Origin of the sequence: Streptomyces sp. NBC_01429 (assembly GCF_036231945.1) — a bacterium.
Taxonomy (GTDB): domain Bacteria; phylum Actinomycetota; class Actinomycetes; order Streptomycetales; family Streptomycetaceae; genus Streptomyces.
On sequence record NZ_CP109599.1, the window covers coordinates 2,932,540 to 2,956,918 of the forward strand.

A 24,379-nucleotide genomic window follows, 5' to 3' on the forward strand; every position below is an offset into this window, starting at 1 on the left:
TCGTTCACGGCCGCCAGAGGCGACCGGTCACGCGTCACCAGCACCACCACCGGCTCCGCCGCTCGGCCTCTCGCTCCCGCCGGAATCGCCCTCCTTGCCGGAGGACGGTTCCGGCGGAGTCGTCTCCGGGACCGAGGTCGGGGCCGGTGCGGGATCCGGGGCCGGGGTGGCCGGGGCCGCCGCCGGGAAGTCGGCCATCAGGCCGCCCGACGCCTCCTTGAACGACGCCCAGCGCGCCTCGCGGGCCCCGCGCTCGTGCCAGGCGTCGGCCGGCAGGAAGTCGTACGGCTCGGCGTCCGGATCGTCCAGCACACCCACCCCACCCGCCGCACCAGCACCCGCACCGGCACCGGCACCACCGGCGGCCGATGCCGCTTCGGTGCGTGCGCGCCGTCGCCAGGGCGCCCGCAGCCGGCCCCCGGCCGCCACGGCGCCGTCCTCGGCAGCCCCGGCAGTGTGCCCGCCGACGACGGCGCCGCCCACCGTCTCCGGATTCTCCCGCCGCGCCGCCCGCAACCGTCCCGACCGCCGCTCCCGCAGCCGCCAGGCCCGCACCAGCAGCGCCGTCGGCACCCCCAGGGGCACCGTCCACACCAGGGCGGCGGCGCCCGTCAGCCACCACACCGGGCCGAAGACCGCCAGCTCGCCCGTGCCGAGCGGGCCGCCCGCCAGCGCGGCCAGCAGCGCCGTCAGGACGGCGCAGACCACACCCCCGAGGGCCGCCGTCGACGCGGTGGCCCGGACGCCCCACGCCTCCTCCCGTACGGAGTACGGCGGCGCCGCGGCACGGACCGTGAACCAGCCGACCGCCAGCCCGGCGACGGCCGGCACCGCGCCCGCCGCCCAGTTCAGAGCCGTCCCGGTGCCGGACGGCACCGCCGCGAGCAGCGGGAAGGACGGCAGCGCGGGGCTGCCGACGACCCCGAGCGGGGTGGCGGTCGCGGCCGTACCGAGCGCGAATCCCGGCCCCAGCCCGTACGCCGCGCCCCAGACCGCCGCGTTCGGCACCAGGGCGAGCCCCAGCAGCAACAGGGCGAACCGCCCCGACCAGTCCCCCGCGAGCCGCGCGAACGACGCGTGGGCCGGGTCAGCGTGCCAGCACAGGGAGGCCCCGACCAGCAGCGCGCCGCCGCCCAGCAGCAGCAGGGCGGCCGCGGCCCCGGCCCGCACCGCCGCCGCCGTCCGCCGCCGCGCCTCGGGCGCCCACACCGTACGGACCAGTGCCGCCCGTACCGCCCCCGGCAGCCACAGCGGCAGCGGACCGCGCGCCCGGCCGTCGCCCGCACGCCAGGCCCCGGCCGCAGCCGAGAGCAGCGTCACCGCGGGCAGCGCGAGAGCGGCGCGCGCCGGGGGCGCGATGAGCGGCCCGCCCGCCGCCCAGAGCACGGCCGCCCCGCCTACCAGCAGGTATCCGCCGGACACCGTGCACACGGCGCCGATCGCGGTGAGCTGCGGACGCCCCTCGTCGGGTTCGAGCGTGTCCCGCGCCGCCCGGTACACCAGCCAGACCGGCAGGACGGTGAGCAGCAGGGGCATGACGCCGAGCGGCGCGGGGGCCCCGGAGAGGGTGTCGGGGCGCACCAGCTCGACTCCGTGCGCCAGCAGCCACAGCGCGGCGGCGACCCGCAGGCCGGGGCCGGCTCCGCTGTCCGGGTACGGCGAGATGATCCACATCGCCATCACGAGCACGGCGAGGGCCCCGAGTCCGAGGCCCGCGGCGAGGACTCCACGGAGAAAAGAGGTGGTCAGCGCGGCGGCCCGGCCGCGCTCCACGGCCGAGGCCGAGGACAACGCCGTGCCGCGATCGGTCAATTGGGTCACGCCGCCATGCTGCCCACGACACGCGCTTTATCCACGTAACAGGCGATTACTCGCCGTGTCGCTCAATATACGTTTATGTGCTTTTATGCCGAGGACAGCAGTGCTGCGGGGAGTCCCACATGACGCAGAACACCACGCGGAAAGCCGCCGAACCGGCCGCCACCGCCATCCCCGGCGCTCCCGACGCCTCGCTGCCCTCCCCCACGGAGCGCCGCAGACTGCGTGAGGCGAAGTCGATGACCGAGAAGCAGGTCGCGACGGCGGTGGGTGTCACCCGGTCCACGATCCGGTCCTGGGAGACCGGCCGTACGACTCCCCGGGGGCGCAAGGGGGAGACGTACGCGAAGCTGCTCGCCGGGATCGAGGCGGAGCTGCGGGAGAGGGCGGCGCAGGCGAGGAAGGCCGAACGGGAGGCGGTGAAGGCGGCCCAGGCGCGCTCGGCGGCGCGTCTGCACAGCACCCACGGCTCCCAGGCCGGGAGCCCGCCGCCGGATGGCCCGGAGACGCGTACCGATACCGAGGCCGGTCCCCCGGTCCCGGCCCCGGTCCTTGTCTCCGCCACGCCCGATACCGGAACCGAAACGGAGACGGAAACAGGGGCGGCCGCCGCGCCCCAGCCGGATGCCGGCCGCGCGGCCGCCCACGGGAGCGGGACCCGGCCCGAGCCCGAGGCCGAGGCCGAGCCCGAGGCCACGCCCGACACGCCCGCCACGCCCCTGCCCGTACCGACCACACCCGACCAGGCGTTCGACGTGCTCTACACGCACTCCGCGCCGTCCCTCGCCCGCCAGACGTTCCTGCTCACCGGGCGGCGTGCGCTGTCCAAGGAATCCGTCGAGCAGGCGTTCCATCTCGCCTGGCAGCGCTGGCCGGAGGTCGCCGTCGACCGGGACCCGGCGGGGTGGGTACGGGTCGCCGCGTACGAGTACGCCATGTCGCCCTGGCACAAGATGCGCCGCGCCCACCGGCGTCCCGACCGGGCGGGGCCCGGCGAGGGTCAGGGGCCCGGCGCGAAGGCGCTGCACGAGGCGCTGCTGGCCCTGCCGCCCTCGTACCGCCGCACGCTGCTGCTCTACGACGGACTGGGGCTGAACCTGCCGGAGACCGCGGCCGAGACCGAGGCGAGCACCCCGGCCACCGTCAACCGGCTGACGCACGCCCGCGACGCGGTCGCCGCGCGGCTGCCCGAGCTGGCCGACCCGGATGTGCTGCACGAGCGTCTCGGCGCGCTCGCGCGTACGGTGACGCCGCCGAAGCTCGCTCCGCCCCTCACCGTGAGGTCGCGCAGCGAGCGGCGGATCCGGCTCTGGACCCGGGCCGCCATCGCCTTCACGGCGCTGATCCTGGGGGCCACGTCGTTCACGCTGGCCACCGCCCCGACGCACTACGAGCCCCGGCTCGCGGCGGGGCAGCCGGTCGGCGGGGTGCCGGTCGCGGCGGGTCCGCAGCGGCTGAGCCCGCAGGACCTGAAGCTGCGCGACCGGCTGCGCGCCGAACCGATGAAGGGCCCGTACCGCCTCGTACCGCGCCCGGTCTGAGAACGGTCCGGGCACGGCCGGAACGCGCGTGGGCCCGCACCCCTGTCAGGGTGCGGGCCCACGCGCGTGGTGCAGGGTCCAGGTGTCAGCCGGCGAGGATGGCGCGGGCGAGCCCGGCCGTCTCGGTCGGCGTCTTGCCGACCTTCACACCGGCGGCCTCCAGGGCCTCCTTCTTCGCCTGGGCCGTGCCGGAGGAACCGGAGACGATGGCGCCGGCGTGGCCCATGGTCTTGCCCTCGGGCGCGGTGAAGCCCGCGACGTAGCCGACGACCGGCTTGGTGACGTTCTTCGCGATGTAGTCGGCCGCGCGCTCCTCGGCGTCGCCGCCGATCTCGCCGATCATCACGATGAGGTCGGTCTCGGGGTCGGCCTCGAACGCGGCGAGCGCGTCGATGTGCGTCGTACCGATGACCGGGTCGCCACCGATGCCGACGGCCGAGGAGAAGCCGATGTCCCGCAGCTCGTACATCATCTGGTAGGTCAGCGTGCCGGACTTGGACACGAGACCGATGCGGCCGGGCTTGGTGATGTCGCCCGGGATGATGCCGGCGTTGGACTGACCGGGGGTGATCAGGCCGGGACAGTTCGGACCGATGATGCGGGTCTTGTTGCCCTTGCTGCCCGCGTACGCCCAGAAGGCGGCGGAGTCGTGGACCGCGATGCCCTCGGTGATCACGACGGCGAGACCGATCTCGGCGTCGATGGCCTCGACGACGGCGGCCTTGGCGAAGGCCGGCGGCACGAAGACGACGGAGACGTCGGCGCCGGTCTTCTCGATGGCCTCGGCCACGGAGCCGAAGACGGGTACGGAGGTGCCGTCGAAGTCGACGGACGTACCGGCCTTACGGGGGTTCACGCCGCCGACGATGTTGGTGCCGTCGGCGAGCATGAGCTTGGTGTGCTTCATGCCGGTGGCGCCGGTCATCCCCTGGACGATGACCTTGCTTTCCTTGGTCAGGAAAATAGCCATGGTGTTGGAGTCCCTGTCCTTTTACTTGGCCGCGGCCAGCTCGGCGGCCTTGTCGGCCGCGCCGTCCATGGTGTCCACGCGCTGCACGAGCGGGTGGTTCGCGTCGGACAGGATCTTGCGACCCAGCTCCGCGTTGTTGCCGTCAAGACGCACGACCAGCGGCTTCTCGACCTTCTCGCCCTTGGTCCTGAGCAGCTCCAGCGCCTGGACGATGCCGTTGGCGACCTCGTCGCACGCGGTGATACCACCGAAGACGTTGACGAACACGGACTTGACGTCCGGGTCGCCGAGGATGATCTCCAGGCCGTTCGCCATGACCTCGGCCGAGGCGCCGCCGCCGATGTCGAGGAAGTTGGCGGGCTTCACGCCGCCGTGGGCCTCACCGGCGTACGCGACGACGTCGAGGGTCGACATGACCAGACCCGCGCCGTTGCCGATGATGCCGACCTCGCCGTCGAGCTTGACGTAGTTGAGGTTCTTGGCCTTGGCGGCGGCCTCCAGCGGGTTGGCCGCGGCCTTGTCCTCCAGCGCGTCGTGCTCGGGCTGGCGGAACTCGGCGTTCTCGTCGAGCGAGACCTTGCCGTCGAGCGCGATGATCTTGCCGTCGCCGGACTTGATCAGCGGGTTGACCTCGACGAGGAGGGCGTCCTCCTTGATGAAGACGGTCCACAGCTTCTGGAGCACGTCCGCGACCTGGTCGGCGATCTCGGCCGGGAACTTCGCGGCGGCGACGATCTCGGCGGCCTTCTCGGGGGTGCAGCCCTCGTTGGCGTCGACCGGGATCTTGGCCAGCGCGTCGGGGTTCTCCTCCGCGACGACCTCGATCTCCACGCCGCCCTCGACGGAGGCCATGGCGAGGAAGGTGCGGTTGGTGCGGTCCAGCAGGAAGGAGACGTAGTACTCCTCCGCGATGTCCGCGGTCTGGGCGAGCATCACCTTGTGGACCGTGTGGCCCTTGATGTCCATGCCCAGGATCTGACCGGCCTTCTCCACCGCGTCGGCGGCGTCGGAGGCCAGCTTCACGCCACCGGCCTTGCCACGGCCACCGACCTTGACCTGCGCCTTGACGACGGCCTTGCCGCCGAGACGCTCCGTCACCTCGCGCGCCGCTTCAGGCGTCTCGATGACTTCACCGGCCAGCACCGGTACACCGTGCTTGGCGAAGAGGTCCCTCGCCTGATACTCGAACAGGTCCACGCGCGTCCGTCCCTTGTCTTTAAAAACCGCAGCCTGGTGATCGCGGGTTCGTTGTCTGCGTGGGCGTGCCGCGGAGGGCAACGTGACTGCGCTGTCACTGAGGAAGGCGTACACACGGTCCGGTACGCGGCATGTCCGCCTCGCAGGTTATCCCCGTGGGCCGTGGGTCCGTAAATCGCAGATCACAGATGAGCGGTGATACCGGTCACAGAGCGGTGATACCTGTCACATCTCGCACTGACGCACCCCTTGTCACCTCGGCTGTCACCTCGGCAGCTCCGGGTCGGGGACGGGTATCGGGCGCCTCTCGATCGCCGCCGCCATCACCTCGGGGAAGAGGTCCGGGGTGCAGGCGAACGCGGGTGCGCCGAGGGCGGCGAGGGCCGCCGCGTGCTCACGGTCGTACGCGGGCGCGCCCTCGTCCGACAGCGCGAGCAGCGCCACGAACCCGACGCCGGACGCCTTCATCGCGGCGACCCGCTTGAGCATCTCGTCCCGTATCCCTCCCTCGTAGAGGTCGCTGATGAGGACGACGACGGTGTCGGCCGGCCGGGTGATCTTCGACTGGCAGTACGCGAGCGCCCGGTTGATGTCGGTACCGCCGCCGAGCTGCGTGCCGAACAGGACGTCGACCGGGTCGTCCAGCTGGTCGGTCAGGTCGGCCACGGCCGTGTCGAAGACGACCAGCCGGGTCGCGAGGGACCGCATGGACGCCAGGACGGCGCCGAAGACGGAGGCGTAGACGACCGAGGCGGCCATCGACCCCGACTGGTCGATGCAGAGGACGACTTCCTTCTTCACGGACTGCGCGGCCCTGCCGTATCCGATCAGCCGCTCGGGGACGACCGTGCGCCGCTCGGGCAGATAGTTCTTGAGGTTGGCCCGGATCGTGCGGTCCCAGTCGATGTCCCGGTGGCGCGGTCTGCTGACCCGCGCGGACCGGTCGAGGGCGCCGGTGAGGGTGGCCCTGGTGCGGGTGGCGAGGTGCTTCTCGATGTCCTGGACGACCTTGCGCACGACGGCGCGGGCGGTCTCCCTGGTCGTCTCGGGCATCGCCTTGTTGAGCGAGAGCAGGGTGGAGACGAGATGGACGTCGGGCTCCACCGCCTCCAGCATCTCCGGCTCCAGCAGCAGCGAGGCGAGTCCGAGCCGGTCGATCGCGTCACGCTGCATGACCTGGACGACGGAGCTCGGGAAGTACGTACGGATGTCGCCGAGCCAGCGCGCCACGGACGGCGCGGAGGCGCCGAGCCCCGCCGTCCGCCGGCCGTCCCGGCCGCCGCCGCGGTCGGCTCCGTACAGCGCGGCGAGCGCGGAGTCCATCGCCGCGTCCGTGCCGGAGAGCGTGTGCCCCGTACCGTCGGCGCCCGCCCCGCCGAGCACCATCCGCCAGCGGCGCAGCCGCTCGCCGCCGCCGGTGTCGCTCTCGTTGTCGATGTCGATGTCTGCGGTCATGCCGTCACCTCCGCGAGTTCGCCATGGTCCTGGGCTGTGGGGTGCCGGTGTTCGTCCGAGCCGAGGATGAGCCTCAGGACCGGCAGGACGGCGTCGGCGCGGGCCGTGTCCAGTCCGGGGCCGAAGCCGGGTACGGAAGCCTCCGCCGGCGCGGGTCCCCCGTCCGCGTCGGCGCCGCTCCCGCCGGACCCGCGCCGCACGAGTTCGCCCAGCGTGCGGCGTACGCCCGGCTCGTAGCCGGAGAACGTCCGGCGCAGCAGCGGCAGTACGTCAGTGAAGGAGCCCGGCTCCACTCCGGTCAGCCAGGCGTCGATCAGGCCGAGGAGCCGTTCGTCGTGGACCAGGAGCATGCCGCCCCCGGACGCGCCGCCCACGAAGCCCTCGATCCAGGCGGCGGCGTCGGGCGGCGGGGTGCCGGGCGAGAGCGCGAGCCCCATGAGGAGCGCGGCCCGCTCCTGGGTGAGCCGTCCGTCGTCCAGCAGGAGCCTGGCCGCCCGCCCCCGGATCACCCCGGGCACGGTGTCGCGCTCCGCGAGCTTGCGCAGGACGGCCTCCCAGCGCTCGGCCGGCTCCGGGGCCCTGCCGTCGGTCAGGAGGCCGACGGCGGTGTGGACGTGGTCGAGGTGGCGCCGCATCTCGGCGGCGCCGTCCGCGTCGAGCCCGGAGCACGCGGGCGGCAGCCCCACGCAGATGCGCTCGACGAGCCCGGCCGCGACGTCCCCGAGGGCCCCGGTGTCGGTGGACCGTACGTCGCCGTAGCGCAGGGAGCGGGCCAGGGCGGGCAGCGCCCCGGCCAGCCGGCCCACGTCGGTGTCGAGGGCGGCGCGGTCGGCGAGGGCCCGCAGCACGGCGGGCAGGGCGTCGGGCAGTCCGGCCGGGAGGCAGCGCTCGGCCAGTTCGGTGACCTCGGCGAGCGTGGTGGCGGAGCGGGCGCGGGACTCGGCGTTGGCGGTGGCTGCGGAGAGCACGGTGGTGCCCCAGATACCGGCTTCCGCGACCCGTACGGACAGCTCGGGCTCCCAGCACAGCCGCCAGGTCTCCCGGAACGTGCCGGTGCTCGTCCGGCCCGCGGCGGGCTCGCCCCAGCCGATGCCGAGCAGCCGCAGCCGGTGCAGCAGCGCGCTCTTCGCGGCGTCGGTCTCCTTACGGAGGTCGAGGTCCACTTCGCGCTCCAGGGCCTGCGGCTTGAGGCGCAGGGTGCGCTGGAGCCGGGTGAGGTCGCGCTGGAGGGGCACGGCGGGCGCCTCGTCGGGGACCTCGCCGAGCACGTCACCGACGATGAGCCGGTCCCTGATGAGCCCGAGCGGTATCTCGGAGCCCTCGCACATGACGGCGCGGACCGCGTCGATGGTCTCGGTGAGCCCGGCCAGGGGTCTGCCGCGCACGGTGGCGAGCGTCTCGGCGAGCCGGACCGCCTCGATGACATGCGCGGAGGAGACGGGCCGGTCCTCCTCTCTGAGCAGCCCGGCGACCTTGGTGAGCCAGCGCTCCACGGGCCGGTCGGCCGCCTCGAAGAGATGCCCGTACCAGCCGGGTGAGTCGATGCCCGCGCCGTAGCCGCTGTACCGGGCGAGCCGGCGATGGGTCCAGGGCACCCAGGTGATGTCGGCCTTGAGCTTGGGCAGTCCCTTGAGCAGGGCGCGGTCGGCGGTGACGGTGGTCTTCTCGCGCAGCGCGGGCACGTGCCAGGCGCCGCAGACGACGGCGACCGCCTCGTCGCCGTGCTCCTTGAACTCCCGGCGCGCCGCGCGCAGCTGGAGCCGCATGTGGGCCTCGCGGACGCGGTCGCGCCGGTGTCCGCCGTCGCCGTACTCCTCGCGCAGCGCGCCCATGGCCTCGGCGACGCCCTCGAACGGGGCGAAGGGGTCGGCCTCGGCTCCGGGGGTCCGGTGTTCGACGACGTCCTCCCACCAGCGCTCGGGGTCGTCGTAACCGGCGGCTTCGGCGAGTACGGCGAGCGGATCGACGCGCAGCGCGGCGCCGTCGGGGGCGGGCGGCGCTCCGGGTGGCGCTCCGGGAGCCGGCAGCCCGTCGCGCGCCTCGTCCTCCTGGGCGAGTGCCAGGGAGTGCGCCGCCGGCAGATCGATGAACCGCGCCGGTACGCCGTGCTCCAGGGCCCAGCGGATCGCGACCCACTCCGGGGAGAAGGCGGCCAGCGGCCAGAACGCGGCGCGGCCGGGATCGTCCACCGCGTGCGCGAGGAGCGCGACGGGGGGCCGCATCGCCTCGTCGGCGGCGAGCGCCAGCAGCGCGTCGCCCTCGGGCGGCCCCTCGATCAGCACGACCTTCGGCGCGCCCGCGTCGAGCGCCTCGCGCACCGCCCGGGCGGAGCCGGGGCCGTGGTGGCGGATCCCGAGCAGCAGCGGCCCGCCCGCGCGGGGCGCGGGTGCCGCGTCCGGTGCCCGCGATCCCTGATGTGCCTCCGGACGCACCTCCGGGTGTGCGTCCGGGGGCGCCTGCGGGGTGTGTGCGGTGGTCATGCGCTCACCTCGCGGCAGGCGCGGTAGAAGTCCTTCCAGCCGTCGCGCTCCCGCACGACCGTCTCCACGTACTCCTGCCAGATCACCCGGTCCGCCGCCGGGTCGCGGACGACCGCGCCCAGGATGCCCGCCGCCACGTCGGCAGGCCGCAGCACACCGTCCCCGAAGTGGGCGGCGAGGGCCAGGCCGTTGGTGACGACGGAGATCGCCTCGGCGGTGGAGAGCGTCCCCGAGGGGGACTTGAGCTTCGTACGGCCGTCGGTCGTGACGCCGTCGCGCAGCTCGCGGAAGACCGTGACGACCCGGCGGATCTCGTCGATGCCCTCGGGACCGCCCGGCAGGTCGAGCGAGCGGCCCAGCTGGTCGACGCGGCGGGAGACGATGCCGACCTCCGCCTCCGGGGTCGCGGGCAGCGGCAGGACGACGGTGTTGAACCGGCGGCGCAGCGCGCTGGAGAGGTCGTTGACCCCGCGGTCCCGGTCGTTGGCCGTGGCGATCAGGTTGAACCCGCGGACGGCCTGCACCTCCTGTCCCAGCTCGGGCACCGGCAGGGTCTTCTCCGACAGGATCGTGATGAGCGAGTCCTGCACATCGGCGGGGATACGGGTGAGTTCCTCGACCCGGGCCGTCATGCCGTCGGACATGGCGCGCATCACCGGGCTGGGTACGAGCGCGTCGCGGCTGGGGCCGTGGGCGAGGAGCTGCGCGTAGTTCCATCCGTAGCGGATCGCCTCCTCGGGGGTGCCCGCCGTGCCCTGCACCAGCAGGGTGGAGTCACCGCTGACGGCCGCCGCGAGGTGTTCGGAGACCCAGGTCTTCGCGGTGCCGGGCACGCCGAGGAGCAGCAGTGCCCGGTCGGTGGCGAGGGTGGTGACCGCGACTTCCACGATCCGGCGCGGCCCGACGTACTTCGGCGTGATCACCGTCCCGTCGGGCAGTGTCCCGCCGAGCAGATAGGTGGCCACGGCCCAGGGCGACAGCCGCCATCCGACGGGCCGCTGCCGGTCGTCGGACGCGGCCAGGGCCGTCAGTTCGTCGGCGAACGCGTCCTCGGCGTGCGGGCGCAGCAGCGCGCCTCCGGCGGCCTCGGTAGCCTCGCTGGCCTCGCTGGTCTGCGACGCGGTGGTTTCGGGCACGGTCATGGATCCCCCTCCAGATCGATGGACCTGATGTGCGTTCCACGGTGCACCACGCCACTGACAATCGGTCTTCGCCGCAGGCCGGGGAAGGCGGGGCGACCGTCGTTGTTCCGCCGGTGTTCGCAGGTCAGAGCGATTGTCAGTGGCGGGTTCTACGGTCTTGGACATGGATGAGACGGGGGTGCGCCCGACGGCGGAACAGGTGCTGGCTCTGGCACCTGACGCCGCGTCGCGCAAGGCGGGGACCAAGCTGGGCACGGCGGGACCGTGGTCGGACACGGGCGGTGGCGGCGCCGAGGGGGCGGTGTGGGGGCTGTGCGCGGGCAGCGGCGGCAAGCCGTACCGGACCGTGGTGGACATCACCGGGCCCGCCTACACGTGCAGTTGTCCGAGCCGGAAGTTTCCGTGCAAGCACGCGCTGGGCCTGCTGCTGCTCCTGGCGTCGGACGAACAGGCCGTCGACGGGACGGCTCCGGCGCCCGGCTGGGCCGAGGAGTGGCTCGCCAAGCGCCGTGAACGCGCCGGGGAGAGGGGCACGGGGAGTCCGGCGGAGGCGGCGCCGGGCAAGCCCGCCGACCCGGAGGCGGTCCTGCGCAGGGCCGAGCGGCGGGCCGCGCGGATCACGGCGGGGGCCACGGAGCTGGAGCAGCGGCTGACGGACCTGCTGCGCGGCGGACTGGCGGCGGCCGAGCAGTCGGGATACGGGCTGTGGGAGGAGACGGCGGCCCGGATGGTGGACGCGCAGGCCCCGGGGCTGGCGGGCCGGGTGCGGGAGTTGGGGGCCATACCCGGATCGGGCCCCGGCTGGCCGGTGCGGCTGCTGGAGGAGTCCGCGCTCCTGCATCTGCTGAGTACGGCGTGGCTGGGGCGCGACCGGCTGCCCGAGCCCCTGGCGGCCACGGTCCGCACCCGGGTCGGGCTGCCGTCGGCCGCAGGGAGCGCGCCGGTCCGGGACCACTGGCTGGTGCTGGCGCAGTCCGACTCCTCGGACGGCAAGCTCATCACGCGCCGGATCCGGCTGTACGGGCGGGATTCGGGGCGTTCGGCGCTGGTGCTCTCCTTCGGCGCTGCGGGGCGGTCTCCGCAGCTGGGGCTGCCGGTGGGCCTGATGATCGAGGCGGAGATCCTGCCGCATCCGGGCGCCGGGCAGCTGCGGGCCGACTGGGGACGGCAGTTCGGCCCGCCGGGCCCGATCGAGGGGCCGCCGCCCGGCGGATCCACCGGGGCGGCGATCGAGGCGTACGGCTCGGCGCTGCGGGCCGACCCGTGGCTGGACTCCGTGCCGGTGACACTGCGTCAGGTCGTGCCCGTGCAGAGGGGCGGCGGCGGCTGGCAGCTGGCCGACGCGGACGGCGAGTCCGCGCTGCCCCTGGCGTCCACCGGCCTGTCCCGCTCCGGGCTGTGGAAGCTCGCCGCGCTGTCCGGCGGCGGCCCGCTCACGGTCTTCGGCGAGTTCGGCCATCGCGGCTTCCAGCCGCTGGCGGCCTGGGCCGAGGACCTGGCGGGGACGGTCCCGCTCACCTGACCACGCCCCCTTCGGAGGACCCGACACCCGCACGGAGGACCCGATGACCAGCACCACGAGCACAAACGCCACCAGCACCAGCACGAACGACGCCACGACTCCCTGGGAGAAGCTCGTCGTCTCCGCCCTGCTCGGCACGGACCGCCGCACGCCGCCCACGGACCTCACGGGCGGCGGCAAGGACGCGCCCGTGGCCCTGCTGGACGCCGCCGCGCTCCACACCGTGCGGCGCAGGGCGGGCCTGCTTCCCGCGCGCGCCGGGCACCGGCCCGAGGCAGCGCCGCACGACGGCCGGCGGCCGCTGCCGGAAGCGGCCGGCAGGCGGCTCGCACTGCTGCTCGCCGACCGGTCGGCGCCCTCCGGCGGCGGCCGCCGGGGCGCGGCGCCGGATCTCGGCGAGCTGCTCCCGCAGTGGCTGGCCGCCGCCAATCAGCAGGGTTACCGCGCGCCCGCCGCCGCCCTGCCCGCGCTGCTGGACGCCGCACGCGCGCGTACCGATCTACGGCCCCAGACCCTGATGTTCACCGGACCGCGCGGACTCTGGCTCGCCGGGCTCAACCCCGAGTGGAAATTCGCCCTGCGCGGGGCGCCGGGCAGTTCGGCGCTGCCCCGGGCACGGGACGCCGAGGCGGTCGGGCGTCTCTGGGAGGAGGGCCTGTTCGCCGAGCGGATCGCGCTGCTCTCCGCCGTACGCGCCGAGGACCCTGAGACCGCGCGGGCGCTGCTGGCCACGACCTGGGGCACCGAGCGCGCCGAGGACCGGCTGATGTTCCTCGACTCCCTGCGGACCGGTCTCTCGGCCGCCGACGAGCCTTTTCTGGAACAGGCGCTGTCGGACCGCAGCCGCAATGTCCGCTCCACCGCCGCCGAGTTGCTGTCCGCGCTGCCCGGCTCCGCGTTCGCCCAGCGGATGGCCGCCCGCGCGGCGACCTGCGTGAGCATGGACCGTACGGGCGGCGGACAGGTCGTCGTGGTCGAGGCACCGCACGAATGCGATACGGACATGCAGCGCGACGGCGTGCTCCCGGCCCCGCCCACCGGCCGCGGCGAACGTTCCTGGTGGCTGGGCCAGTTGGTGGAGGCCGCGCCGCTGGGCACCTGGCCTGCCAGGCTCGGCGGCCGGACGCCGGAGGAGATCGTCGCGCTGCCCGTCCTGGACGAGTGGGCGGACGAGCTGCACGCCGCGTGGTGCAGGGCGGCCGTCAGACAGCGGGACGCGCGCTGGTCCGCCGCGCTGCTCGGCCCGCCCTCGGCCTCCCCGGCCGGCGGTCCCGGCACCGGTCCCGGCACCTCGTCCCTGGCCGAACGGGCCCAGCTCCTGGCCACCCTGCCCGCCGCCGAACGGTCGGCGTGGATCGCCTCGTTCATCTCCGCGCACGGCCTGTCGGAGGCGTTCCAGCTGCTCGGCGTCTGCGCGGTGCCCTGGGCGGAGCCCGTGGGCCGCGCGGTCGTGGACGCCCTGGACATAGCCAGGGACGCGGGCAGCTATCCCTGGAGCTTCAGCGGGGTCATGGGCCTCGCCGAGCGGTGCCTCGACCCGGCGGAAGCGGCCCGGCTGGAACTCCTCACGGCCACCCCCGACGAGCCGGAAGGCGCGTCGCCCGGCGCGGGCGGGTACTGGTCGGAGGCGTTCCAGCGCCTGGTCTCCACGCTGCGGCTGCGCGCCGCCATGCTGGCGGAGCTGACCGGCCCCGGGACGCCGTACGGGGAGCGGCGGGGCGAGCCGTTGGGGGCGCCATCGGGGGCGCCGTAGGGGGAAGCCGCTTCACGCACCGGCCGGCTGGCGGACATGGGCGTTGACCCAGGCGACGATCGCCGTGGTCGTGGCGCCCGGGGTGAAGATCTCGGCCACCCCCAGCTCCTTCAGCGGGACGATGTCGTCCTCGGGGATGATGCCGCCGCCGAAGACCTTGATGTCCTGTGCGTCGCGCTCCTTCAGAAGCGCGATCACCTTGGCGAAGAGCGTGTTGTGGGCGCCCGAGAGGATGGACAGGCCGATCGCGTCGGCGTCCTCCTGGATCGCGGTGTCCACGATCTGCTCCGGAGTCTGGTGCAGGCCGGTGTAGATGACCTCCATGCCGGCGTCGCGCAGCGCCCGCGCGATCACCTTCGCCCCTCGATCGTGGCCGTCGAGCCCCGGCTTGGCCACCACCACACGAATCGGACCAGCCACACCCATCACTGCCTCCACATACGAGATGCCGTCATCGGCACGTGCCTCCACGCCCGGCGCCGGGTGGGCCCCGGGCACGGAGTAGTGAACGAACGTTATCCACAGCATCCCGCAACTCGTCGTTTCGCGAAGGTCGGCGAGGGGGAAATCACATGTGGGACATGTTCGCTTTGCGGCGTTCCGTTACCACTCGGCACACCCGGCCGGGCAGGAGGGCCGCAAGGGGAGCCGCAGCGGAAGTCGCCGCACGGGCGGCCGTTCCACCGCGCCGCCAGCCGCGCGGCACGGTGGACCGGCTCCGTGCGGCCACCTCCTGCCGGACAGGACCTGGCGGCGCCCCTTGAGGGCGCGCGGGGGACAGAGCCGTCACCCGGGCGCCGCGCCGGAGGTCGGCCATGAAGGTCTTGCCGTTCCAACCCCCACTCCCCTCACTTCCGCCCCTTCTCTCCGTCTCCCTCCCCCGCCTCCCCCTCCCAGCCGTCTCCCTCCCCTTCCTGAGCCGCGTGCGACACGCCCGGCTTCCCGTCGCCCTGCTCCGCGCCACCGCACTCGATCTGGCGATCCTCACCGGCCACGCCCTCCTCTATCCGGCCGGGATCGCCCAGGAGCGCCGCGCCGCCGCCCTGCCGCCGGAAGCCTCCGCACTGCCCACCGAGGGCCGCGCCCGCCCTCCCGTCGTCCTGCTCCACGGCTTCGTCGACAACCGCTCGGTCTTCGTCCTGCTGCGCCGCTCCCTCGCCCGGCACGGCTGGCGTCACCTCGTATCCCTCAACTACTCGCCGCTGACCTGCGATGTCCGCACGGCGGCCGAGCTGCTCGGCCGGCACATCGAGGAGATCAGCGCGCGCACAGGACACCAGCGGGTCGACATCGTCGGGCACAGCCTCGGCGGCCTGATCGCCCGCTATTACGTGCAGCGCCTGGGCGGTGACCTCCGGGTACGGACCCTCGTCACCCTCGGCACGCCCCACGAGGGCACGACCGTCGTCCCGCTCGCGAACGCCCATCCGGTCGTCCGGCAGATGCGGCCCGGATCGGCGGTGATCGAGGAGTTGCGGCTGCCCGCGCCCGGCTGCCGTACGCGATTCGTGAGTTTCTGGAGCGATCTCGACCAGCTGATGGCCCCCGTCGGGACGGCCCGCATCGAACATCCCGACCTGTGCGCCGAGAACGTGAAGGTCAGCGGGGTCGGCCATCTCGGCCTGCCGGTCCATCCGGCGGTCGCCGCCGGCATCCGGCACGCCCTGGAGACGGACCCCACGCCCGACGCGCACACCGCCTCCGGCTCCGCATCCGCCGACGGATCCATATCGGTCGCCTGACCCGACAGCCCTCGCCCCGACGGCAGTTGCTCGAACATTTATCGAACGTAAGGCCAAAGCTGCGCCCACAGTTCCCCGAAACACGGCCGAATGACCGTTTCCGTGAACCACGAAACCCACGGAAGATTGTCGCCGTCGCATACCGCCGGGTACAGTCGCGGCCACTGCTTTCCTTCCGGGACCCTTCCGATCGATCCGATCACGAAGGGACCCCGGACACCCTGGTTCTGCTGCCGAGGCGAGAGAGAAGTTGGTGAACGACCAGCACGCCCACGCCGGGTACGCCGCACATGACGGTTACCAGAACGGCAGCTTCGCGACGGATCCGCTCTTCGGCAACCTTCCGGACGGCTCGGCCGGTTCGGGGGGACACACCGACCAGCCGGGCCACTCCGGTTACGAGAAGCCTTACGAGACGTCCGGCTACGAAACCTCCACGGCCCCCTCCGCTCCGTACGACACCGGCCAGTACGACTCCACGCAGTGGAGCACCGGCGCCCACGCGACCGTGGGGTACGACACCTACGGCACGCCTCAGTACGACACCAGCGGCCAGTGGGCCACCGTCAGCGCCGACACCTCGGGCAAGTGGGACGCGACCGCGTGGAACACCGCACCCGAGGCGCATCAGCCGAACGGGTCGGGCGCGGCCGGGCAGTTCGAGAACGCCCCCTTCGACAACGGGCAGTTCGAGAGCGGACAGTTCGACGCCCAGCGGTTCCAGAACGCCACGTTCGACAACACGCCGTTGGAGAACTCGTCGTTCGAGAACCCCGCGTACGGCTACGACACCGCGCATCAGGCGCAGGACCTGGGCCAGGGTCTCGACGCCGAGCGGTTCGGCAACGGCCCCTTCGAGTACGAGGCCACCGCCCAGTGGACGGCTCCCTCGTTCGACACCGGCGCGTACGAAGCCGCCTGGAACACGCCCGGGACGACGCACGAGTCCCACCAGGACACGGTCCTCGTGGCGGCAGTCGTACCGGAGCAGTACGGCGCGGACTCCTCGTACGAGGCGGATCCCGCCCAGCAGTACAGCCCGGGGGCCGACTTCGGCGCGCCGGGCCCCGAGCCTGAACGGGCGTACGACACGGAAGCCGACGCCGAACAGGCGTCAGCGGCCGACTCCGCCCATGGTCCCGACTCCGGCTTCGGATCAGGATCCGGCTCCGACTCCGGGGCCGAGGACACGCACGAACCCGAATCACTGCACATGGCGGCGACCATGACGGTCCCCGCCGTCAGCGTCACCCCCCGCCCGGTGGGCCGGGCCGGCGGCAGCGGAAGCGGTGGCCGAGGCCGCCGCCGCACCCCCGCCAAGCGCTCCGCACTCCTCACGATCGCCGTCCCGTCCGCCTGTGTGATGGGCGTCGCCGGTGTCGCGGCGGCCTCGGTCAGCGGCCTCAGCGGCGGCGAGGACAGCAAGGACGACAAGGCCACCACGGCCTCCGCGGCCGACACCGCCAGTCAGAAGCCCGCGGCCGCCGCCGCGGCCAACAAGAAGCTGGACACCCAGCTCGCCACCCTCAGCGCGGGAGCCCGCGACTTCGGCGACCGCGCCAGCCGTACGCAGGAGCGCATCGACCTCCAGGCCCGCCAGGAGGCGGACCGCAAGAAGCGCGAGGCGGAGGCGGCCCGCAAGGAAGCGGAACGCCCCAAGTTCGTGCTTCCCGTCTCGCAGCACGGGCTCAGCGCCTACTACGGCCAGGCCGGCGTCAACTGGATGTCCGTGCACACCGGAATCGACTTCCCGGTCTCGTACGGGACGCCGGTGATGGCCGCGACGGACGGCACCGTACGCACGCAGTACAACAGCGCCTACGGCAACATGGCCATCGTGACCTCGCCCGACGGCACCGAGACCTGGTACTGCCATCTCAGCAGCACCAAGATCCGGTCCGGCTCGGTCAAGGCCGGTGACGTGATCGCCTACTCGGGAAGCTCGGGCAACTCCACCGGACCGCACCTGCACTTCGAGGTACGGCCCGGCGGCGGCTCCGCGATCGACCCGCTGCCGTGGCTGCGCAGCCACGGCGTCGACCCGACCTGACGGGAACCCGGCCCGACGGGAGCGACGGCCGCCGCCGTTCCCGTCCGCTATCCGCCGCACCCATATACGTACGATCGGACCGAGGCCCCCTCTCAGGAGCGGGCCCCGGTCCGTTCTCGGCCGCGCGCGCCCGCGCCTACAGCTTCTCGACCGGCGCGTACCGCAGCAGCAGCCGCTTGGGCTTGGTGTCCCCGAAGTCGACCGTCACCTGCGCGTCCGCGCCCGTACCCGTCACCGCCATCACCGTGCCGAGGCCGAACTGGTCGTGTGTGACGCGGTCCCCGATGGCCAGGGAGATCACCGGCTTGTCGGTCGCACGCCGGGTGGCGAACCCCGTGGGACCGCCGGAGCGAGACCGCGCGGCGGCCGAGGACGACAGCGAGGACGTGATCCCGGACACCGGGCCCGCCGGGATCTGCGCGCCGGTCCGCTTCCACTCCAGATGCTCGCCCGGAATCTCCTCCAGGAACCGCGACGGCGGGTTGTAAGCGGGCTGCCCCCAGGCGCTGCGCATCGACGACCGCGTCAGATAGAGCCGTTCACGGGCGCGCGTGATGCCGACGTACGCGAGCCGCCGCTCCTCCTCCAGCTCCTTCGTCTGGCCCAGGGAACGCATGTGCGGGAAGACGCCGTCCTCCATGCCCGACAGGAACACCACCGGGAACTCCAGGCCCTTGGCGGTGTGCAGCGTCATCAGCGTGATGACCCCGGAGCCGTCCTCGTCCTCGTCGGGGATCTGGTCGGAGTCGGCCACGAGGGCCACCTTCTCCAGGAACTCGGCGAGAGTGGGAGGCCCGGCGGGCACGACGGCGGCGCCGTCGCCCTCGGTCTGTCCCTCTCCCCCGTCCTGTCCTTCGTCGTCCTGCCCCTCGTTCCGTCCCGCCGCCTGGCCGCGCTCCTGCTCGAACTCCAGCGCCACCGCCGCCAGTTCCTGGAGGTTCTCGATCCGCGTCTCGTCCTGCGGGTCCGTCGACGCCTGAAGCTCCGCCAGATAGCCGGTCCGTTCGAACACGGCCTCCAGGACCGTCGCGGGGCCCGCTCCCGACTCCACGATCGTGCGCAGGTCCTCCATCAGCGTGTTGAAGCGCTTGACGGCGTTGGCGGAGCGCGCCGCCATCCCGTACGCCTCGTCCACGCGCCGCAGCGCCTGCGGGAAGGTGATCTTCTCCCGGAGGGCGAGGGCGTCGATCATCGCCTCCGCGCGGTCCCCGATGCCGCGCTTGGGCACGTTGAGGATCCTGCGCAGCGGTACGTTGTCCTCCGGATTGGCCAGCACCCGCAGGTAGGCCAGGACGTCGCGGACCTCCTTGCGCTCGTAGAAGCGCACGCCGCCGACGACCTTGTACGGCAGGCCGACCCGGATGAAGATCTCCTCGAAGACACGCGACTGCGCGTTCGTCCGGTAGAAGACCGCTACGTCGCCCGCCCTGGCCTCGCCCGAGTCCGTCAGCCGGTCGATCTCGTCCGCGACGAACTGCGCCTCGTCGTGCTCCGTGTCCGCGACATAGCCGGTGATCCGGGCGCCGGCTCCGGCGTTCGTCCACAGGTTCTTCGGGCGGCGGCTCTCGTTGCGCTCGATGACCGCGTTGGCGGCGCTGAGGATCGTCTGCGTGGAGCGGTAGTTCTGCTCCAGGAGGATCGTGGTCGCGTCGGGGTAGTCCTCCTCGAACTGGAGGATGTTGCGGATCGTGGCGCCCCGGAAGGCGTAGATCGACTGGTCGGCGTCCCCGACCACGCACAGCTCGGCCGGGTGGTGTCCCTCGCCCGAGGGGCCCACCAGCTCGCGTACGAGCGTGTACTGCGCGTGGTTGGTGTCCTGGTACTCGTCCACCAGGACATGCCGGAAGCGCAGCCGGTAGTGCTCGGCGACGTCGGGGAACGCCTGGAGCAGATGGACGGTGGTCATGATGATGTCGTCGAAGTCCAGGGCGTTGGCCTCGCGCAGCCGCCCCTGGTACATCCGGTACGCCTCGGCGAGCATCTTCTCGAAGCCGTCGGCCGCCTGACCGGCGAAGGTCTCCTCGTCGATCAGCTCGTTCTTCAGGTTCGAGATCTTGGCGCTGAAGGACTTGGGCGGGTAGCGCTTGGGGTCGAGGTCCAGATCGCGGCAGACCAGGGCCATCAGGCGCTTGGAGTCGGCCGCGTCGTAGATCGAGAAGGACGAGGTGAAGCCGAGCCTCTTCGACTCCCGGCGCAGGATCCGCACGCAGGCGCTGTGGAAGGTCATGACCCACATGGCGTTGGCGCGCGGGCCGACGAGTTGCCCGACGCGCTCCTTCATCTCACCGGCGGCCTTGTTGGTGAAGGTGATCGCCAGTATCTGCCCGGGGTGGACGCTGCGGGTCCCCAGCAGATGCGCGATCCGGTGGGTCAGCACGCGCGTCTTGCCGGATCCGGCCCCGGCCACGATGAGCAGGGGCGATCCGGTGTGCACGACGGCGGCGCGCTGCTCGTCGTTCAGCCCGTCGAGCAGCGCGGCGGGATCGACGACCGAGCGCGGGGCGCCGTCGCGGTGGTACGGGTCCCGTGTCGGCGGCGCGTCGAACGCGCCCCCGAAGAGGTCGTCGGGCACCTGCTCCGGGGCGTGGTCGTCCGGCTCCTCGGGCGGCGGCGGGTGCCCGTCACCGGAGGGCTGGAGGTCCGCCAGGAAACTGTCGTCAAAGAGGCTGCTCATCGCCTTCCGAGTCTAGGCCGCCGCACTGACAGTCCGCGCCCGCCTCCCGAAGTCTCCGCGCCCGTGTGAGTTGCGCGACCCCGCCGAGCGGTGGACTCCGCACCCCCGCCGCACCTACGATCAAGCGATCAAGGAATTACCGAGCGTGACGCTATACCCTCCCTTGGCCCGCCTCGCACCTCACTCCCGCAAATGGTCACGAAAATGTTTCGGGCATATCGACCATCCACCTTCACATCAGCAGCACAATTTGGCTAGCGTGCTCGATCAGGCAGCCCGTATCCCCCAGGCGACCCACGCCAAGCGGGCGGCCCGCGCCGAATTCGGCCTTCCCGCAGGGAAGTTCGAAACCGGGGACCCACTCTGCACCACCGGGGTGAATCGGGCCGTACGCTTCCCCGTACGCACAAGGCCCGTAGGGCAGCCTTCCGTTCCGCCCGAACCCGACAGCTAACCCGGTAGGCGGTCCACGGAAGGAGATGCCGACCTTGGCGTCGCATCGCAAGTCGCGCACCCGTAGCGGCGTAGGCACCAACTCCCCTGCCGTCGGGGTCACCACGGCCGCCATCGCCTCGGTCACGCTGCTGTCGACGCAGGGCGCGGCCGCCGCGCCCGCCGAGCCGAACCCCTCGGTCGAAGAGGTACAGAAGAAGGTCGACGACCTGTACCGCCAGGCCGGGAGCGCGACGCAGCAGTACAACAAGGCGAAGACGGCCACGGCGAAGCAGAAGAGCACGGTCGACCGGGTACGCGACAACGTCGCCAAGAGCGCCGACAAGCTGAACGAGGCCCGCCGCACGCTCGGTTCGTACGCCGCCACGCAGTACCGCGAGGGCACCGTCGCGCCGACCGCCGCCCTGATCTTCGCGGACAGCCCGCAGTCGTTCCTGGAGCAGAAAGAGGTGACGGACCGGCTGGCCGAGCGCCGGCAGGGCGCCGTCGCGGACTTCCAGTCCCAGCAGGCCGACCTGGCGCGGCAGCGCGAGCGGGCCACCGAGAGCCTGGAGTCGCTCGCCGACTCGCAGACCTCGCTGCGCACCAGCAAGGAGACCGTCCAGAAGAAGCTGGCCGAGGCGCGCACGCTGCTGACAAGGCTGACCTCCGAGGAGCGGGCCCGGCTGGCCGCCCTGGAGCGCAAGAAGGAGGACGAGGCGCGGCGCGAGGCCGAGGCCAAGTCCAAGGCGGCTGCCCACGCCGCGGCGCGGGCAGCCGAGCGCGAGCGGCAGGAGCGCCAGGAACGGCGCGAGCGGCAGGAGCAGCCCTCCGCCGCCGGGCCCGAGTCCCCGGCCGCCACGGGCGCGGGTACGACGGGCACGGGTACGACGGGCACGGACGCCGGCGCCGGTACGGCAGGCGCTACGGGCAGCACCGCGGGCGGCGCCGCGGGAGGCGCCGCGGGAGGCACGCCCTCCTCGGCGGGCAGCGCGTACGCCACCAAGGCCGCGAAGGTGCTCGCCTTCGCCCGCGCGCAGATCGGCAAGCCGTACGTCTGGGGCGCCTCGGGCCCCAGCTCGTACGACTGCTCGGGGCTGACGCAGGCCGCGTGGAAGGTGGCCGGCGTGGAGCTGCCGCGCACCACCTGGGACCAGGCGAACACCGGCACCCGCGTCGCGACCGACGGCCTTCTCCCTGGCGATCTGGTCTTTTTCTACGACGACGTCAGCCACGTGGGCATCTACATCGGCGACGGCATGATGATCCACGCTCCCAAGCCGGGCGCGAACGTCCGCGAGGAATCGATCTACTACATGCCGATCCACGGCAGCGTCCGCCCGGCCTGACCGGCCGCTCCCGCGAGGACCTGGCCGACGGAACGCGCGTGGGTCAGGTCCAGAGCGTCGCGATGAGGATGTTGGCCACGGTCAGCCCGCCCACCGCGCCGAACAGCGGCTTCGGGGCGGTCTCCTCGTCGCGCTTCACATAGACGATGCCGAGGATCACGATCAGGACGGCCATCTTGACGCCGATCTTGATGTTGTTCAGCGTGTGGCCGTCGGCCTGGTTGAGGCCCACCAGCGCCATCCCGGTGATCAGCATCGTCAGCGCGCCGTGCAGCATCGCCGGGCTGAACCGGGCCGTTCCCGCGCTCATCGACTTCATCTGGGTGAGGAAGCCGCCGAGCAGCGAGGCTATGCCGATGATGTGCAGGGCGACAAAGAGATTGATCAGTACGTCCATGATTCGGAGCCTAGTGGCGCCCATATCAGCACTCTTCGGTAAGGCACCCCTCAGTCGCGATTCCGGTCACAGCACGGCCGCAGAGTGACGTAACCCCCGTAGCGTCCCGATCGCAAAGCGCTCGGGATTGGTCGGCTCCGGGCAATACCGTCCTGCCGAGGCCGGATCGTGATCTGGAGCCTTAGCGTCCTTCTCCAGAGACAGCAGACGGACAGAAGGACGTGGACGCCCCCGTGGCTGCGCACCGCAAACGTAAACAGCGCCCGCTCTCCGGCCAGGCCGGCCGGACGGCCGCCACTCTCGCGCTCGCCGGAGCCGCGACCGCCACCACCGCGGTCGCCCCCTCCCCCGCGCACGCCGAGCCCCGGCTGACGGCCGCGCAGGTCAAGGCCAAGGTGGACCGGCTGTACGAGCAGGCGGAGAGCGCCACCGAGCGGTACAACGGCGCGAAGGTGAAGGCGGACGACGCCCGTGCCTCGCTCACCCTGCTGCGCGACGAGGCCGCCCGCAGGGCGGAGGGGCTCAACACCTCGCGCGACGCGCTCGGTTCGATCGCCGCCGCGCAGTACCGCTCCGGCGGCCTCGATCCCGCCGTACAGCTCGGTCTCAGCTCCAAGCCCGAGGAATTCCTCGAAGGCGCGGCGCTGGCCGAACGGACCGGCGCCCGGCAGGCCGCGATGATCGCGTCGATCCGCCGGGAACTCGGGCAGATCGCCGGGCTGCGCGCGCGGGCCGACAGCCGGGTGGCGGATCTCAGGGCCCGTCAGTCCGAACTGGCCCGGCACAAGTCCGACGTCCGGGCCAAGCTGGACTCGGCCCAGCGGCTGCTGGACCGGCTCACCACCGCGCAGCGCGCCCGGTACGACCAGCGGAACGCTCCGGATTCCGACGGGCAGCAGGGGCAGGGCCGGGGGCAGCGGGCGGGCGCCGTGCCCGCGCCGAACTCCCGCGCCTCGGCGGCCGTCTCCTTCGCCTACGGGGCCATCGGCAAGCCGTACGTGTGGGGCGCCACCGGGCCCGGTTCCTTCGACTGCTCGGGGCTGACCCAGGCCGCCTGGCGCTCGGCCGGGGTCTCGCTGCCGCGCACCACGTACACCCAGATCAACGCGGGCCGGCGGGTGGGCCGCGATCAGCTCGCCCCGGGTGACCTGGTCTTCTTCTTCTCCGGTGTCAGCCATGTCGGGATCTATGTCGGCGGCGGGCAGATGATCCACGCCCCGCGCCCCGGCTCGGCGGTCCGGCTCGCGCCGATCGACCAGATGCCCTTCGCGGGCGCCGCGCGCCCTGCCTAGGGGCGTGTTGCGAAAGTAGCGCCGTCCAGGGGGCCACCCGGGCCCCGGGCTCGCCCACCCGGGCCCCCGGCCCGCCCCGCTTGGGTCCCGCCGGGGTGCCCCGTGCCCTCCGCTGATCCACGATGAGCAGCGGAACAGTACGGAGCGGTACGGAACCGAGGGGGCGGGCGAAAGAGGGAAGCTGTGAGACGTGCCACCGCGGTCCGCGCGACCGGGCTCCTCGTGGGCTCGCTCTTCGTCCTGGCACCCGTCGGCGTCACCCCCCGGGGCTGCGGCGACCTCTCCGGCGGCCGGCTCTGCGTCGAGGGCCCGATCGGCGGCACGGGCGCCTTCACCACGCGTTACACCCGGCACCCGGGCCGGTCCGAGGTCGCCGTACGGCTCGGTTATCAGCGCAAGGACAGCCGGATCACCGCGTTTCCCGGCTGGTTCGGCACGCGGACGACCCGGCACGGCCACGCGGAGCTGTCCGGCGTGATCGACACCGAGCCGGGTGAGTGCGTCCGTGGCGTGCTGGAGGACCGCGGGGGCCGGCTGTACGTCACCCGGTGGCACTGCTCGTAGC

At 72.9% G+C, this 24,379-nt stretch carries 17 protein-coding genes and 1 riboswitch; of the genes, 8 read left to right on the plus strand and 9 right to left on the minus strand.

Features of this window, described 5'->3' with window-relative positions; translation table 11 throughout:
- Positions 1 to 27: 27 nt before the first annotated feature.
- Positions 28 to 1,821, minus strand: coding sequence for a cell division protein PerM (locus OG627_RS12440; RefSeq protein WP_329064413.1), 1,794 nt, complete (start codon positions 1,819 to 1,821; stop codon positions 28 to 30).
- Between the two features lie 119 nt (positions 1,822 to 1,940).
- Between OG627_RS12440 and OG627_RS12445 the strand changes: the two genes are divergently transcribed.
- Complete coding sequence (locus OG627_RS12445; RefSeq protein WP_329064414.1) at positions 1,941 to 3,359, plus strand: helix-turn-helix domain-containing protein; 1,419 nt, start codon at positions 1,941 to 1,943, stop codon at positions 3,357 to 3,359.
- A gap of 85 nt (positions 3,360 to 3,444) precedes the next feature.
- Here the strand turns inward: OG627_RS12445 and sucD are convergent, their stop codons facing one another.
- The 5 genes from sucD to OG627_RS12470 form a co-directional block, all read right to left on the minus strand.
- Entirely contained in the window at positions 3,445 to 4,329 is an 885-nt protein-coding gene (gene sucD / locus OG627_RS12450; RefSeq protein WP_329064416.1) for a succinate--CoA ligase subunit alpha, read from the minus strand.
- A gap of 21 nt (positions 4,330 to 4,350) precedes the next feature.
- Entirely contained in the window at positions 4,351 to 5,526 is a 1,176-nt protein-coding gene (gene sucC / locus OG627_RS12455; RefSeq protein WP_329064418.1) for an ADP-forming succinate--CoA ligase subunit beta, read from the minus strand.
- 264 nt (positions 5,527 to 5,790) lie between these two features.
- Positions 5,791 to 6,981 carry a VWA domain-containing protein gene (locus OG627_RS12460; RefSeq protein ID WP_329064421.1) on the minus strand — a complete coding sequence of 397 codons (1,191 nt, stop codon included), beginning with the start codon at positions 6,979 to 6,981 and terminating at the stop codon, positions 5,791 to 5,793.
- On the minus strand, positions 6,978 to 9,461 hold the full coding sequence (locus OG627_RS12465) for a DUF5682 family protein (protein ID WP_329064424.1): 2,484 nt from the start codon (positions 9,459 to 9,461) through the stop codon (positions 6,978 to 6,980). Before OG627_RS12465 ends, OG627_RS12460 begins: the two co-directional genes overlap by 4 nt.
- Positions 9,458 to 10,603: an ATP-binding protein gene (locus OG627_RS12470; protein ID WP_329064425.1), complete on the minus strand. Its 1,146-nt coding sequence runs from the start codon at positions 10,601 to 10,603 to the stop codon at positions 9,458 to 9,460. The genes OG627_RS12465 and OG627_RS12470 overlap by 4 nt, the downstream gene beginning before the upstream one ends.
- Before the next feature lie 163 nt (positions 10,604 to 10,766).
- Between OG627_RS12470 and OG627_RS12475 the strand changes: the two genes are divergently transcribed.
- Entirely contained in the window at positions 10,767 to 12,125 is a 1,359-nt protein-coding gene (locus OG627_RS12475; RefSeq protein ID WP_329064427.1) for an SWIM zinc finger family protein, read from the plus strand.
- A gap of 43 nt (positions 12,126 to 12,168) precedes the next feature.
- Positions 12,169 to 13,878 carry a DUF5691 domain-containing protein gene (locus tag OG627_RS12480; protein WP_329064428.1) on the plus strand — a complete coding sequence of 570 codons (1,710 nt, stop codon included), beginning with the start codon at positions 12,169 to 12,171 and terminating at the stop codon, positions 13,876 to 13,878.
- 12 nt (positions 13,879 to 13,890) lie between these two features.
- On the opposite strand, the gene OG627_RS12485 is transcribed toward OG627_RS12480, so the two are convergent.
- Positions 13,891 to 14,304 carry a cobalamin B12-binding domain-containing protein gene (locus OG627_RS12485; protein ID WP_329064430.1) on the minus strand — a complete coding sequence of 138 codons (414 nt, stop codon included), beginning with the start codon at positions 14,302 to 14,304 and terminating at the stop codon, positions 13,891 to 13,893.
- 389 nt (positions 14,305 to 14,693) lie between these two features.
- On the opposite strand from OG627_RS12485, the gene OG627_RS12490 reads away from it, so the two are divergent.
- The gene (locus tag OG627_RS12490; RefSeq protein WP_329064432.1) at positions 14,694 to 15,620 is read left to right on the plus strand and encodes an esterase/lipase family protein; all 927 of its coding nucleotides are present in this window, start codon (positions 14,694 to 14,696) and stop codon (positions 15,618 to 15,620) included.
- Positions 15,621 to 15,873: 253 nt separating this feature from the next.
- The gene (locus tag OG627_RS12495) at positions 15,874 to 17,670 is read left to right on the plus strand and encodes a M23 family metallopeptidase (protein ID WP_329064434.1); all 1,797 of its coding nucleotides are present in this window, start codon (positions 15,874 to 15,876) and stop codon (positions 17,668 to 17,670) included.
- Positions 17,671 to 17,806: 136 nt separating this feature from the next.
- Here OG627_RS12495 and OG627_RS12500 read toward each other — a convergent pair whose 3' ends face one another.
- Complete coding sequence (locus OG627_RS12500; protein ID WP_329064436.1) at positions 17,807 to 20,344, minus strand: ATP-dependent DNA helicase; 2,538 nt, start codon at positions 20,342 to 20,344, stop codon at positions 17,807 to 17,809.
- A 305-nt stretch (positions 20,345 to 20,649) separates the two neighbouring features.
- A riboswitch (cyclic di-AMP (ydaO/yuaA leader) is annotated at positions 20,650 to 20,825 on the plus strand.
- Between OG627_RS12500 and OG627_RS12505 the strand changes: the two genes are divergently transcribed.
- Positions 20,824 to 22,125 carry a C40 family peptidase gene (locus tag OG627_RS12505; protein ID WP_329064438.1) on the plus strand — a complete coding sequence of 434 codons (1,302 nt, stop codon included), beginning with the start codon at positions 20,824 to 20,826 and terminating at the stop codon, positions 22,123 to 22,125. Its footprint overlaps the riboswitch before it by 2 nt.
- A 43-nt stretch (positions 22,126 to 22,168) precedes the next feature.
- Here the strand turns inward: OG627_RS12505 and OG627_RS12510 are convergent, their stop codons facing one another.
- Complete coding sequence (locus OG627_RS12510) at positions 22,169 to 22,522, minus strand: hypothetical protein (protein ID WP_329064439.1); 354 nt, start codon at positions 22,520 to 22,522, stop codon at positions 22,169 to 22,171.
- A 233-nt stretch (positions 22,523 to 22,755) separates the two neighbouring features.
- Here OG627_RS12510 and OG627_RS12515 point away from each other — a divergent pair, with 233 nt between their 5' ends.
- Positions 22,756 to 23,814: a C40 family peptidase gene (locus tag OG627_RS12515; protein ID WP_329064441.1), complete on the plus strand. Its 1,059-nt coding sequence runs from the start codon at positions 22,756 to 22,758 to the stop codon at positions 23,812 to 23,814.
- A gap of 183 nt (positions 23,815 to 23,997) precedes the next feature.
- The gene (locus OG627_RS12520) at positions 23,998 to 24,378 is read left to right on the plus strand and encodes a hypothetical protein (RefSeq protein WP_329064443.1); all 381 of its coding nucleotides are present in this window, start codon (positions 23,998 to 24,000) and stop codon (positions 24,376 to 24,378) included.
- Position 24,379: the final 1 nt, after the last annotated feature.